We start from the raw sequence: 14,914 nt of genomic DNA, 5'->3' as shown, positions 1-14,914 counted from the left end.
AACCCTTCTTAGCTAGCTCTATACAGCACACTTAAAAAAAGGCTGGATTCTATTAAGAATCCAGCCTTTTTTATATTTAAAACATGACTTAACGCTGTTTTTTAGCGCTGAGTTTTTAGCCTAAAAAGTTAGTAAATACCCATAATAAGCCATTAATAGCGGCAATACCGACAATCATACTGACTAATAATTGACGGCTGATATGGTAGATAAGTAAGACTAAAAGTAGGGCACCAATTTGTGCCATCAATAGATGCAATTCGGCACTATCTAGAGCCGTGGTCGCAGACAGGTCTTGATAAGAGAGGCTGGTTACAATGAGCAATACCATAACGGATAGCGGTAAGCTCTCATTCAATCGATGCAACCAAGGTGTGTCTAACAGTTTTCTGGGTATTAAGGAAGGCAGAGCGCGCGTGATAAAGGTAACAGCGGCCATCGCAAAAGTCGCGAAAATAAGATAACTACTGGTCATCAGTTTCTCCTGCCATACCACTTTTTTCTTCCATGCCTCGCTGTACCCAAAATCCACGTGCTAAAATCAACAACATACAAATGGTAATCGCGACCAATAGTAACCAGTTACTCGTAAATAAAGAGGCTGCTGCTAGAGAGACTACAGCAATGCCAATTGGGAAGTAGCGTTTGATACTTTGAAACTGCTCATAAGCCAAAATCGCAAACAAGCAAACCAAGGCGAAATCCAAGTGAGGTACTAAATCACTGAGCGTACTACCAATCATGATGCCAATCGTACTGGCCAGTACCCACCAACTTTGGTTAAAGAGACTGACTGGTAGTATCAAGGACTGTCGCGACTCATTGGGCAAGCTGGTCATGACTGAAAACGTTTCGTCAGTCAGCGCAAACAGACAATAGGTTTTGGCAAGTTTGTTTTTTGGTAAATATTGCAATAATGGCATACCATAAAAGACATGGCGTAAATTGATAGCCGCAATATTCGTCGCGATATTACCAATCGGCAAACCAGCACTCAACATGGGTAAGCACGCATATTGTGCAGCGCCAGCATATAATACGATACTGAGCATGATGATAGCCCACACAGGGATACCAGCGACTTGCGCCAGTACACCAAAGGCAATCCCTGCAGGTAAGTAGCCCATTGCTACGGGCAAACTTCTTTTGAAGCCTTCAGCCCAGTCATAGCTCATTTTATATGGCTGATGCAATTCTTTTGAACGAGTAGTCACGGAATATCCTAATTGTCTTTGTGTTCAAATTATATTGAACCGACTATATTACAAACACTTCATAAAAATACGTTATTCAATAGCATATAGTTGAGAGTAGCATTAAGGTTCAGGCTGTAGCTTTTCGTAGCTGCCTGTTTGATGCGCGTGGTACAGAAAGCCACCTAAAATAATTAGCCTAAGCAATAATAAGCACCATACACTTAACCAAATACCAGTCATGCCCCACTGCTGATAGAGAAGCCAGCTGAGCGGAAAAAATATAACGGCAAGTATCAGAGCGGCATTACGGATCACATGACCAGCCGTTAAGCCAAAAAATATACCATCTAACCAATAGGCACCGACCCCGACAAGGGGCAGTAGTACGGCATAAAGATGGTAGTGATATGCCAGCGTGAAGACGGTCTCGATATTGGTCATAAATTCCAAATATGTCGGCATTGCAAGCCACCATATTGCACTTAAGGCAATGGCAAGTCCGTAGCTAACAATACCTGTGCGCTTGATAATAATACGAAAACGTGGCCAATCTCTGCGCCCAGCCGCTTGACCACTTAACGTCTCAGCAGATACCGCAACACCATCAAGGGCAAAGGCTGAGATACTCAGGACTTGGAGTAAGATAGCATTGGCCGCCAGTATGACATCACCGCTTTGAGCAGAGAGACGAGTAATCCAAGCAAAACTCAAAGTTAAAATAAGCGTACGAATGAAGATGTCTTTATTTAATGAAAATAGCCTAAGTATTCGCTCTTTAGTAAAGTATTGCTTATCAGCGGTAAACAAAGCCTGCCAAGATATTTGTAGATGATGACGACTTAACCACAATGCCAGTAATACACCAAACCAAAAGGCAATGGTCGTACCTAACGCCACACCGACCAACCCCATTTTCATCGTAAAAACAAAAAGCAAAGTCAGGACAATATTGAGTATGGCAATAAAACCTTGTTGATACAGCATATAGCGAGTTTTACCTTGCCCTGCAAACCAACCAATAAATGCAAAGTTCATCAGCTCAGCAATCACGCCCCAAAACCTAACATCTAAGTAAGTCTGTGCAGCACGTCCACTATCTGGATTGGCTGATAGCGCCTGTAAACCAAAATCTATCAACCAGGGTTTTGCCAATAGCAAGATAGCACCGATACCAAAAGCCAGAAGCAAAGCACGTTGCAAGATAGACAGTAGGGGTGAAGGTGCTGTATTAACTGACGTTACCGTACCGTTTGTAGCATTGTTGGTATGATTGGCCAGTTGTCCCATTGCTTGTGCTGACAGTCCGGACGATGCGTATTGTAAGAAGTTAAAACTGACGAGCAACAACGACAACAACTGTATCGCGAGTCCCATACCAGCAAGTTTAGCCGTATCATTCATATTACCGACGATCGCTGTATCGATAACGCTTTGCAGCGGCATGGCAAGATTGGCCAATAATACAGGTAAAGCTATGGCGATAATACGTGCGTAACGGGTATCGATGGGTGGCATTGGACTAGATATGGGGGTAGTCATTTTTGGCTCGTTTATACTTAAAACCCAACAAGGATTGAGCGTAGCATATTTGCTGTTTATGACAAACATAGCTACAAAGACAAAAGCACCTAGACTCATTATTCATGAGTCAGGTGCTTTGATTTAAACGTTACTACTGTTATTTATGACAATTTTTATAGCTAATATTATATAAATTAAATAAGGTGTCAGGCTTGCTCAGTCTACTATTAGTACTTTACGCGCCTGTCTGTATCTAATTTATGTTGGACTGACTATAACATTCTAGCTAGCGACCTACCATTGTGTTTGAATACCATTCAACATTTATTCAAACATTTTTGGATCGTTAAAAGTAACGATTTCTTCTTCAAACTCTGGTTTTACTTTTACGACAAAGTCATCACGAGATAGACCCATACGTAACGGAATCGAACTTGCGATATAAGTTGATGAGTAAGTACCAGCAATTAGACCAATGAAGAGTGCAACTGAGAACCAGTATAGACCATCACCACCTAAGAATAGCATGGCTAATACTACTAACAATACCGTTGAGATGGTCATAATCGTACGGCGCAGCGTCTCTGTCAAAGACAAGTCGATAGTCTGACGCGGCGTGATACCGCGGACGCGACGGAAATTCTCACGGATACGGTCATAAACAACAATGGTATCGTTCAACGAGTAACCAATCAATGCCAAAATAGCTGCCAACACAGTTAAGTCGAATGGAAAGCCAAATAGGGCAAACACACCAATAGTGACAACCGCATCATGAAATAGCGACATGACTGCACCAAGGGATAATTTGAATTGGAAACGTAAGGCAACATAACCAAGCATACAAGCTAGCGCTAGTGCTAACGACATCACTGAGTTTAAATAGACTTCGCTACCGACCTGACTACCGATAATATTGACGTTACTGATTTCAACGCTATTATCAGCCAAGGTCAATGCTTTGGTCAGACTGGTATTTAGCCCATCAACATTATCAGACTGAGGTGGTAGGCGAATCAGAAGCTCTTGTGATGTTCCTAAATACTGTACAACAGCATCATCGAAACCGTTATCGGCTAGGGCATTGACAACATCAACTTGTTCAACAGACTGCTCATAACGCACATCTGCTGAGACGCCGCCCGTAAAATCAAGCCCTAAGTTCAGACCGTTTACGGCGATAGCAATGATACTACCAATGACCATCAATAAAGATAAAATTGCCATCGGCTTTTCTATCTTCATAAAAGGAATGATACGCTGGTTGCCAATGGCTTTGATACCACCTTCAGCCTGTGCTGCCGCATCATCTGCCGCATCCCCTGTTGTTAGGTTAGGATCAGTTGCTTGAGTGGCCAGTGCTTGACTGTCTTTGCCAGCCCCTTTGCCACCGCGACGAGTTTTACTGTTACTCGGTTGCGCGGTGGTAGGGTTGTTGGTCTTAGTATTGCTACCTTTACCATCACGGCGTGGTTTGTTACGGCGGCGCGTGCTTGCTTTGTTTCCATCGCCATTTGAGCCGCCTGAACCATTTCGATCTGGACTATTCTGCTGTTCTAGAGGATTTTTATTCTCGATAGCCATAATGTTCTCCTAACCGATGCTCAGACGTTTGATGGATTTACGCTTGCCATAAGCAACTTGTACCAGCGCACGTGTGACCAGAATAGCCGTAAACAGCGAGCTGATAATACCAATAGCTAGCGTGATCGCAAAGCCTTTAATCGGACCAGTACCAATCGCAAATAAGATAAATGCGACCAATAAAGTTGTAATGTTGGCATCGAAAATACTACTAAAAGCTCGGTCAAAACCTGCCACGATAGCGGACTTCGGCCGTACTCCGTTTGCAATCTCTTCACGTATTCGCTCAAAGATCAGCACGTTTGCATCAACTGCCATACCAATGGTCAAGACAATACCAGCAATACCGGGTAGGGTAAGTGATGAGCCTAGGATTGACATGATAGAGATGATAATAATCACGTTGACTGCCAGTGCGACGTTAGCGATGACACCAAACAGACGATAGAAGATAATCATAAACGCAAAGACTAGTAGATAGCCGACTTGCGTAGAGAATAAACCTTTTTCAATGTTCTCTTGACCCAGTGATGGACCAATGGTGCGTTCTTCTACAAAGTACATCGGTGCCGCCAGTGCTCCTGAACGCAGTAACAGTGCAAGCTCAGCGGCTTCAGCACTACTATCTAGCCCAGTGATGCGGAAAGAGGAGCCTAGTACTGCTTGAATGTTGGCACGGTTAATGACCTTGGTTTCAGCGTAAGGCGTACGTATCTCTTCAGTCTCGCCAGTGACTGGGTCTTCTTCATAAGTGATTCTTTGCTTGTTTTCAATGAACAATACAGCCATCTGTTTACCAACAGCCGTACGAGTGGCATTCTGCATGAGCTTGCCGCCCGCAGTGTCCAACGTAATACTTACTTCAGGTAGACCGCTTTCATCCAAGCCAGTTTGAGCATTGGTTACTTTATCACCGCTGACAATCGCTTGACGTTCGAGCAATACAGGCGGGCCATCTAGTGTCTCAAACGGGAACGCTTCAGTACCCGCTGGAGGAATGCCACCTGTATAGTTGTCGGCATCTTCTGCCACCATACGGAATTCAAGGTTTGCAGTACGTCCAAGAACACGTTTTGCTTCTGCAGTATCCTGTACACCTGGCAACTCTACGACGATACGATTGGCACCCTGTGACTGAACTAAGGCTTCAGTAACACCAAGTTCAGCAATACGGTTACGTAGTGTCGTTAAGTTTTGGTTGACGGCATAGCTATTGATTTCGTCGAGTGTCGCATCGTTATATGCTAAGAGTAATGCAGGACCTTGATCATCAATAGAAGATTGCAAGCTAAACGTGGTGCCCATCGATCCTTGTAGGATGTTCTGTGCACGGTTACGAGTATCTGTATCAGCGAAATGTAGTACCACGCTTTGATCTTCGGTCTTGATACCTTTGACTGCAATGCTTTCAGCACGCAGCTCGCGACGCATGTCACTACTAGCACCTGTCAAACGCTGCTCAAGTGCCTTGTCCATATCGACTTCGAGCACAAAGCGCACACCACCACGTAAATCGAGACCAAGCTTCATCGGTTTTGCGCCGATGTCACGTAACCACTGCGGTGTTGTCTGTGCTAAGTTGAGAGCGACCACATAGTTTTCGCCCAAATTTTGACGTAGCACTTCTTGCGCCTTTAGCTGATCGACTGAATTGTCAAGACGAACCAGCGCACTATTGCCCTCAAATGTGCCATCATGGTTATTCAGACCGGCTTCTTCGAGTAAGCTTTGAGACTGCGTTAATATCTCTTCAGACAGCTGTGTACCTGCGGCAGCACTCGTAATCTGCACAGCGGGCTCGTCAGGATAGAGGTTAGGGGCAGCATATAGACCGGCAATGAGTATCACGACGGTAATAAGTAAGTATTTCCAAGCGGGATATTGCATAATCACTTCTTTAAGTTGATAAACAACTGGCGACGTAGGCCACAAGTTAGCAGATGGGAAGTTAGCGATAGCAATGGTTTAATGCGGCGTATAAAGCCATCATCATGTGCCATTGCGATCATCCGCGGTGATAGTAAAACAAAAAATAAAAACAACCTACTCAATAGAGTAAATGTAGACTATCTAGCAATCTACAATACTGCTTTGTCTCATTTCTTTATAGCGAAAAATGACCGTAAATAATGTACGGTCATTTTTAGTCATAACATCTACTGATGATACGACCATCATACAATCATTCATAAAAACGATTGATGATTAAATGCTTTCGATAGTGCCAGCAGGCAATACTGAGATAACAGAAGCACGTTGTACTTTGATATCAGTATTATTATTTAAGCTAACCACTGCGTAGTCGCCTTCTAGGTTTTTGATGCGACCCATTAAGCCACCAGCAAAAATGATTTCGCTACCAACGCTCAAAGCATTGACCATCGCACGATGCTCTTTGGTGCGCTTAGACTGTGGGCGAATAACTAAGAAGTAAAAAATCGCAAAAAAAGCAACAGGCAGTAGAATCTGACCAAATAGTGACGCAGCACCAGCAGTTTCGGCAGCATGGGCAGCTTGAATGAATAAGAACATAATTTCTCTCAGTAAGTCATGGATAATAATAAAATTAAACGCATAGTAACAAAAAATCCCAGACTTGGTAACTGTTAATCATAGCCTGAACACGTTTTTCTTAAGGTAATTGTCAAGCTAACAGTCATAACTTCTAGTGGCCGTATTGTTGATAACAGTATTTCTGATGATAGTATTTCTAATACAACACGTAAGTTATTTATACTGCAATGCGGTAAGTAATGAAAAAGTGCTGCGATTATAGCAAATTTCAGATATTTAGTGGATATTAGGCAATAGTAGCGTAATACAAGGTATCAAAAAGCAAAGACTTAAAAAAAGCGACTTATTGTGAAATATCAGCATCAGTGCTACTATCAAATGGCAATAATTGGCTGTATTTAGCCCACTATTTATTGGAATGTCATTAAGCCTACTATGCAGTATGAAGTTAGCTTTAAGTAGCTATCTAGAAAGTGTTAGCAGATACCACTATGTACTTTTAATTTGGTACTACTATCTGCTTTCTATATCTGCTGCTGTTTGCTTAAAATTCCTTTTTCTCTTTTCTGTTTAGGTTACCCAACTTGTTCACCACTTTTATGTTTGTACCTCGTTTATGTCGTCCGCGCGCTTATAAAGAAGCGTCAGCTAAACCTCCTCCGACGCTGCACTGTTTTGCACGTCTTAGAAGTGTGAAGCCTGTTTTTGGGCTATTAGCGTTACTCGCAATGCTACTACCTTACCCAGCATTTGCTGCTGATGCTTCAGCAGATCCTACAGCTATCAATATTTTATTATTGATATTCTTTGTGGTTGTTGCCATTGGTATCTCGTTTGTTTGTTCCTTGGCAGAATCCGCATTACTCAGCATGACACCCTCCTATATCGCTGACGTCCAAGAAACCAATCCAAAAAAAGCAAATATGCTTAGACGGTTAAAGGTTGATAATATCGACCAGTCGTTGGCAGCTATTTTGACATTGAATACAGTCGCTCATACATTGGGTTCTATCGGTGCTGGTGCTCAAGCGACGATTGTTTTTGGCAGCGCATGGTTTGGTCTGTTCTCTGCCATCATGACATTGGCTATTTTATTCTTATCTGAGATTATTCCAAAGACGTTAGGTACGGTATATTGGCGTCAGTTGAGTGGTATCGTCGCTTATTTTGTCCGCGGTATTATCTTGCTGTTATACCCACTCATTTGGGTCTCAGAGCGTTTGACAAAATTACTGGTGCGTGGCAAAGAACCTCAAGCGTTTAGCCGTCGTGAGTTTGCGGCACTTGCGAGTATTGGTGAAGAGTCAGGGCAAATTGATCCTTTAGAATCACGTATTATTCGTAACTTACTGGCATTTGGTGCCATTAAAGTTGAAGATATTATGACGCCGCGTTCGGTAATGCTCGCGTTTGAGGAAAATAAAACAGTCGCCGAATTATTGGTTGATCGCCCAAAGCTGACGTTCTCACGATTACCAATTTATGATGGTGACTTAGATAATGTCACTGGCTTTGTATTAAAAACAGATATGTTGTTAGCAAAAGTGAATCACGCTGTAGATAAGCCACTGACTCAGTTCAAACGTGAAATTACTTTTGTATTCTCTAAAATGAAACTGTTTGATTTATTAGAGCTCATGCTAAAGAACCGTATTCATATCGCGATTACTGTCGGTGAATATGGTGAAGTTAAAGGTCTGGTCACTTTAGAAGACGTGTTTGAGACCTTATTGGGTCTAGAGATTGTGGATGAGATAGATCGCGTTGAAGACATGCAGGCACTGGCTCGACAAATGATGGACAGAAGAGTAGAGCGTTTGGGTATGAAACTCAGTGATGATGAGCGTTATGATAATAATAGTACAGACACTAGGCTCTAAGTTAACGTTGTCAGATTAGTATCGATTGACAGGTAGCAGGTTAAAGCTGAAATGAAGACTGAAGCGTAGTTTGAAGAGTATGACTCAGTCTTCACTTCTGCCTACTTGCACACTTATTACAAAAGTGTAGAGTATGATGCTACCGGTATGCTAACGATGATCACTTTGCCTGTATTTATATTCGCAATAATTACACAGCGTGTCACATAGCTGTGAGAATTGAATGATAGTCTCACTCTATGATACAACAACGCTATCGCGACTATTAGAAATATCGTGATGATAAAAACAGTTATTGAAAGGTATTACTATCTAGCTAAAGATTATTACGATGTAAAAGTCTCGTTAGCTAAGAAGTATCATTATTTAAAAAATATCATTATCTAAAAAGTATCACTATCAAATCAAAGCATGAGAGCCAACAGCATTTGCTTAGTTTACTATTGCGTAGCTGAGCGATATGTTGAATCAAATGATAGAAACACGTTAGTCATCAATATATGACGACAACGGAAACTGTATTGCTAAGGATTATCATGAAACGATTATGGGGAAAAGGGCTTTTGGCGCTATTAATCAAAGGCGCAGGCGTGGCTACTGTGGTAGCTATTGCAAGTACCGTAAGTATCAGTGCGCAAGCAGCGACCATGACCGAAGCGTTGGTGCAAAATTACGCCTCAGCAATGAAGTCATCAGCAAATAGCCGAAATGTCAGTCAGGTTGCTCGTCTCGTCTCTGATGATGCGCTGATTTCGTTGTCTAGAAAGGGCAAGTCTACTAGCTTGGACAAAGATGCTTATTTGAAACTGCTACAAAACAGTTGGAATGACACCTCTAACTATCGTTATGACATCTCCGTAGACAACATTGTCATTACGGGTGAGCAAGCCAAAGCCAATGTTACTACCAGTGAAAGCTGGGTAAAAGATGGTCAAATGGTCTCATTCGTCACTACATCGAGAGTGACTTTGACGCTATCAACTGGCAATGCAGTACTGCTACGTGCGGTATCACAAATAACGATTAACTAGCCGGCTTATTAGGGTGTGTCCTCAATTCAATTGATGGTAATCTAAATGGGTTAAAAATGGTTAAATTTTGCCAAACGGTGTCAAATAGCTGAATAATATCTCGATATTATCTGCGCTGTTTTACTTGTTTGACTGCAATTTATCTCATTTTTATCACCGTTTCTAAAATGAGGACACGCCCTAGAGCGCATTCTAAAATTAAGAACATGCTCTAGCAATTGAGCATTGATTGCACGCTATATGAACCGTTTAGTCATTAACTTGATATTGAATCGGCTTATTCAAAAACTGACTTTATTCAAAAAGACAGTCATTATCTATTAAACAGTCACTATCTATTAAAAAGACAGTCATTGTCTATTGAGTCCTGCTAATATCTTATGATGTTAAATGTTTGCATGAACGAATAATTCATCGCCTTAGTAGAACAATGTAGATGTCGACTCAACTTATGACTATTATCTTTTTATATTAACTGGTCTTTGCTTTATATTGCATATTATACTATCAAGCAATTCTATCTCATCACTTCTTGTCGTTAGGAAACTCTCAATATCATGTCTACTGTGCTATCAACCTCTCGCTCATTTATCGCGTTGCCATTAACGCTTGCAGTCTCGACTTTGCTTATCAGTGCGTGTAGCAATACGTCGACGGTAAAAAACAATGGTGCGACTAATAGCTCATCGGTTATTACTAAGCCTGCTGCCAATCAAACTGCCGCCACGAGTACTGATTACTCAACTGCGTATCTAGATGCGGATAGTCTGGACGAGTTGGCAGATTTATTAGAAGCCTCTGACATGACAATGGTAGAGGGCAATCAGCTTGCTATTCAGCAATATGGTGATTTGTGGAATCGTCTGCGTGCTGGTTATCGTATGAATGGTGGCCAACCGACTTACAATCAGCGTATTGAAGGCCAAAAGAGCTGGTTTACCAGTAGACAGGATTATTTAAACCGTCTAACTGCGCGTGCCAGTCGTTATATTTATCATACGGTAAGAGAAGCTGAGCGCCGCAATATTCCAACTGAGCTTGCATTATTACCAGTAATTGAGAGCTCCTACGATCCAAGTGGTACCAGTAGTGCCGCCGCCGCAGGTTTGTGGCAGTTCATTCCAAGTACTGGTCGTATTTATGGTCTGAACCAAAGCAGTACATATGATGGTCGCCGTGATGTTATCGAATCGACTCGTGCTGCTTATGATTTCTTGACCGCGCTACATAACCAGTTTGGCAGTTGGGAATTGGCATTGGCCGCTTACAATGCTGGGCCTGGCCGTATTCAAAAAGCCATTGATGCCAATAGAGCTCAAGGTCTACCTACGGACTACTGGTCACTCAGACTGCCTACTGAAACAATGAACTATGTGCCACGATTCTTAGCAGTGGCCGAAATCGTCGCTAAGCCTGAACAGTATGGCGTATACCTACCAGCCATTGCTAACCGTCAGCATTTTCGTAGTGTGCCAGTGAATTATGGTGTCAGCTTATCTGAAGTAGCACAATTGACAGGTGTGACTTACGACGAGCTAGAAAAGTTGAATACAGCACTTACCTCTGGACGAGTTGATTCTTCAGGTCCGCAGCGCGTTATTATTCCTAATGATGTCAGCCTAACGACTGATGCCAAATTGAGCACATTAAGAGGTAACGGTACTGGTAATGTACTGGCAGCAGCAAACACGCCAATTACGACGACTACGCCAAGCTATAACAATAAGCCGTATAGTGGTTCTTCATTGCCATCTACAGGCAGTGCGTTGGCTGATTATGCGGCTAGCGCGAGTGTGCCACAGCAGACGACCAGTTATATCTCGCCGTCAGTCACACCAACCAGCAGTTCTTCATATGGTAATACGCCATCACGTACTGAGCCACCATTAAGCGCCGCAGAGACCAATAAAATCAATGCTGAGCTCAAGAGCAGTAATAGTCTACCAACGACCTCTGCGCAGATCACACAGAACAATACGATTGTCCAAGAGCCACCGCTAAGCAATGCAGAGCGTGATTTCATTGCCAATCAAATCCGTAGTAGTACATCGGAAACCAACGTCATCAATGCTGATGGTAATATCAATCTATCAGCAGTTCAAACGCAGCAATCGATTCTAGAAGCCAGTGGTACAGAGAAAAAGCTGAGTTTTGCACAGACGTCGGCAAGTAAACCAAAACCACAAGGCACACGTACCACTTATACCGTCAAACGTGGTGATACGTTATCTAACATTGCCAGTCGTGCAGGTGTAAGCTGGCGTGATATTGCAGAATGGAACCAAATAGATGCTAGTGCTAGTTTGCTATCGGGTAGCACTTTGTATCTATACAATGCAAAAAGTATCGAGCCAATAAGCAGTGCGAGTAGTACAGCAGACAGTCAACCAGAAAGTTATACCGTACAAAGTGGTGATACGCTGATTGGTACGGCCAATCGCTTTGGTTTATCAGTCACTCAGCTCGCAACCTATAATAATCTGAGCAGCCGTTCTGATCTACGTAGAGGTCAAAAACTATGGCTGATACCAGGTAAAGTGACTGCACCTGCAACCACATCTGCAGCGCCTTCTACCAAACCGTCCAAATCAAGCACTGCGACCAAAAACTACAAAGTAAAAGCAGGTGATGGCTTGATTGCATTGTCGCGTCAATTCAACGTGCCGACTGATACTTTGGCCAGTCTTAACGGTATGAGTACCACAAGCTCATTGTATGTTGGTCAAACGCTCAAAGTGCCAGCGAGCGTTGATTTTAGCTCAGCCTCTACTAGCACTAGCAGCAGCTCTAATAGCCAAAGTAGCTCAAGCTCAGTGGCGACTACTAACTATAAAGTTAAATCTGGTGAAACCTTAATCGGGATTGCTAATGACCTTGGCGTTAGTGCCGCAGATCTTGCTGCGGTAAACAGTAACTTCGATGCAAAAGCTCGCTTACAACGCGGCCAAACTATCAAAGTACCCGCTTCTAAAGAGTTGGTTGATCGTCAGCTAAATGATAAAGCTGTTAGCTATAAAGTAAAGTCAGGTGATACCTTGACAGGTGTAGCCAAGCGTTACAATATTGGTTTAAGTGATTTGGCCTCAGCGAATAATTTGAATACTAACTCTAATCTCATACTCGGTCGCACTATTACTATTCCTGCCAGTGGTAGTGTCGCCAGTGCGTCTAGTAGTCAAAGCAGTAGCACTACGAGTAGTAGCACTAGCACCGCGAGCAGCAGTGGCAAGACACTGAGTAATACAGAAAGCTATAAAGTAAAATCAGGTGATGGTCTGATTGCCTTGGCTCGTCAATTTGGTGTTTCGGTAGAGGACTTGGCTGCGACAAACAATATAGCGACCAATGCACAGTTACAGCGTGGACAGACACTCAAAGTACCAAAAGCTACAGTAAGCTACACGGTCGGGTCGGGAGACAGTTTGATTGGCCTAGCACGTAAATACGGCGTATCTACACAAGAGCTGGCAGATATGAATGATATCGCAGCAGATACTATGCTACAGCGTGGTCAGCGTTTGACAGTTCCTAATCGCTAAGCAATGGCTTATGGTTAAAAATAAGCACAAGCATCTTGAAAGTGTGTCGCTTGAAAGTAAGTTGTTTGAAAGTAGATTTTAAGCCACAAAAAAGCTGCTCTTATTATAAGAGCAGCTTTTTTATTGCAAGGTTTGTATGGTTGTCTAAGCGAGCAGAGATAACTAGACCGTTTGCGTCTTGATAGTCTCAAGGTAGCTTCTGATATTACTCACATAATGCATTGCTTGACCGTAGCGACTATTAGACGCTCTGTTTTCAGCAAGGTATGCATAGACATTGGCCCAACTTTTATCATTGATACCTTGCGCTTGTAAGGTGCGCTGAATGCTTTTTACCGCATTAGGTCCCATATTATAACCCGCCAGCGCGAACCAAATGCGATCAGATTTTGGTACATCGGCGAAGTCATCTTTCATTTGCTCTAGATAACGTGCACCGCCACCGATACTTTGGTATGGATCAACACGATCTGATACGCCCATTGCTTTAGCTGTGTTATTGGTCAGCATCATTAGACCACGTACACCAGTTGGCGACACTGCATCCGCATCCAGATGTGACTCTTGATAGCCCATGGCTACCAACAGTTCCCAATCGTGATTATAGTTGCGTGCCTGCTCTTCAAACGAAGACTGATAGTCTGGTAACTTTTCAGTTAGCGTCTTTTGGAAATGATCCTGACTATAGGCATCTTTTAGCAAGTTTTGATTATAGAACGCCGCGAGCTTTTGCGTATTCTGCAGCTTGATACTGTCACATAAAAAGTAACTGGCTTTTTCTGATAGCGGGTCATTAGACGAGTTAAACGTCCAACTGACCTTTGGATGTAAGCCATTTTTAGTCAAGCTGGCATCATAGCCACAGCTCACGTTAATCGATGACAGATTAAAGCTGCTCTTTAGCTTAGTACTGGCCGTTGTCAGCGCCATATCTGCTTCGCCTGATCTTAGCGCTTTTAGTGCCGCTTCTTCGTTGGCATAAGCTTTTAGATTGACATCGACGCCTAGCTCGTCAGCATAAGTACGTACCAAGTCAAAGCCGAAGCCATGTTGAAAGCCATCAGTTGCAAAATAAGTGCTGTCGCCTGGGACAGCAGCAATGGTTAAAGTGTTCTGTAGCATGACATTGTCATAGGCTGGCACTGGCGAACCCATGATAGTCAAACTCTCAGCAGGTAAAGAGAGAAGGGCAATACTAGACAGCTGCACCAATTTTTTTGTTTTGGCAAAACGCGCGGATGTCATTGGGGTAACGGATGAAACGATGTTACTTTTAGTGTTCAGTAGGCGTTTAGATGGACGCAGTAAATAAGAAATACGGCGTTTGGCCCCTTGCGCAGATACTTTTACACGATAAGTAATACGCTGCATGGATGTCTCCTGATTTTAGCCATCCTGCTTACCGTAAGATGTTCATGGGTGTATACCAATAATAGAGGCATACATCGATGTCACATTCAGATAATCTCACACTTCTTAATAGTATAAGCGTGAGGTTACCGGTTTAATAACAGTGCCTTTAGTAACAATACTGCCAATAGCTGCTTTATTAGCAGGAGCGGTATCGTCTTTTACTAGCTAATTATCTGTTAGCATATACGTTCGGAACTAAAATATTACTATTAACGCATCAATCTAAATCACAAAAA

The 14,914-nt window shown here is 42.7% G+C and carries 10 protein-coding genes; 3 read left to right on the top strand and 7 right to left on the bottom strand.

Annotated features, from left to right (window positions below; all coding sequences use genetic code 11):
• Positions 1-115 precede the first annotated feature (115 nt).
• The 6 genes from I6E61_RS09245 to yajC all read right to left on the bottom strand — a co-directional run bounded on the left by I6E61_RS09245 (position 116) and on the right by yajC (position 6,833).
• Positions 116-475 carry an AzlD domain-containing protein gene (locus tag I6E61_RS09245; RefSeq protein WP_197133591.1) on the bottom strand — a complete coding sequence of 120 codons (360 nt, stop codon included), beginning with the start codon at positions 473-475 and terminating at the stop codon, positions 116-118.
• On the bottom strand, positions 465-1,127 hold the full coding sequence (locus I6E61_RS09240) for an AzlC family ABC transporter permease (RefSeq protein ID WP_265091296.1): 663 nt from the start codon (positions 1,125-1,127) through the stop codon (positions 465-467). Before I6E61_RS09240 ends, I6E61_RS09245 begins: the two co-directional genes overlap by 11 nt.
• A gap of 189 nt (positions 1,128-1,316) precedes the next feature.
• Positions 1,317-2,735, bottom strand: coding sequence for an MATE family efflux transporter (locus I6E61_RS09235; protein ID WP_197133589.1), 1,419 nt, complete (start codon positions 2,733-2,735; stop codon positions 1,317-1,319).
• Between the two features lie 306 nt (positions 2,736-3,041).
• Positions 3,042-4,301 (bottom strand): protein translocase subunit SecF, encoded by a 1,260-nt coding sequence (secF, locus tag I6E61_RS09230; RefSeq protein WP_197133587.1) that lies wholly within the window; start codon positions 4,299-4,301, stop codon positions 3,042-3,044.
• A gap of 9 nt (positions 4,302-4,310) precedes the next feature.
• A complete protein-coding gene (secD, locus tag I6E61_RS09225) occupies positions 4,311-6,188 on the bottom strand; it encodes a protein translocase subunit SecD (protein WP_197133585.1) in 1,878 nt (625 codons plus the stop codon).
• 318 nt (positions 6,189-6,506) lie between these two features.
• Positions 6,507-6,833: a preprotein translocase subunit YajC gene (gene yajC / locus I6E61_RS09220; RefSeq protein ID WP_110922992.1), complete on the bottom strand. Its 327-nt coding sequence runs from the start codon at positions 6,831-6,833 to the stop codon at positions 6,507-6,509.
• A 581-nt stretch (positions 6,834-7,414) separates the two neighbouring features.
• On the opposite strand from yajC, the gene I6E61_RS09215 reads away from it, so the two are divergent.
• The 3 genes from I6E61_RS09215 to I6E61_RS09205 all read left to right on the top strand — a co-directional run bounded on the left by I6E61_RS09215 (position 7,415) and on the right by I6E61_RS09205 (position 13,265).
• Positions 7,415-8,695: a hemolysin family protein gene (locus I6E61_RS09215; protein ID WP_197133954.1), complete on the top strand. Its 1,281-nt coding sequence runs from the start codon at positions 7,415-7,417 to the stop codon at positions 8,693-8,695.
• Between the two features lie 536 nt (positions 8,696-9,231).
• Positions 9,232-9,726: a hypothetical protein gene (locus I6E61_RS09210; RefSeq protein ID WP_197133583.1), complete on the top strand. Its 495-nt coding sequence runs from the start codon at positions 9,232-9,234 to the stop codon at positions 9,724-9,726.
• 557 nt (positions 9,727-10,283) lie between these two features.
• On the top strand, positions 10,284-13,265 hold the full coding sequence (locus tag I6E61_RS09205; RefSeq protein WP_197133581.1) for a LysM peptidoglycan-binding domain-containing protein: 2,982 nt from the start codon (positions 10,284-10,286) through the stop codon (positions 13,263-13,265).
• A gap of 162 nt (positions 13,266-13,427) precedes the next feature.
• Here I6E61_RS09205 and I6E61_RS09200 read toward each other — a convergent pair whose 3' ends face one another.
• Positions 13,428-14,636 carry a transglycosylase SLT domain-containing protein gene (locus tag I6E61_RS09200; protein WP_197133579.1) on the bottom strand — a complete coding sequence of 403 codons (1,209 nt, stop codon included), beginning with the start codon at positions 14,634-14,636 and terminating at the stop codon, positions 13,428-13,430.
• Positions 14,637-14,914: the final 278 nt, after the last annotated feature.

This window comes from Psychrobacter sp. NZS113 (assembly GCF_015864825.1).
Classification (GTDB): Bacteria; Pseudomonadota; Gammaproteobacteria; order Pseudomonadales; family Moraxellaceae; genus Psychrobacter.
This window is presented reverse-complemented; position numbering and strand designations above follow the sequence as displayed.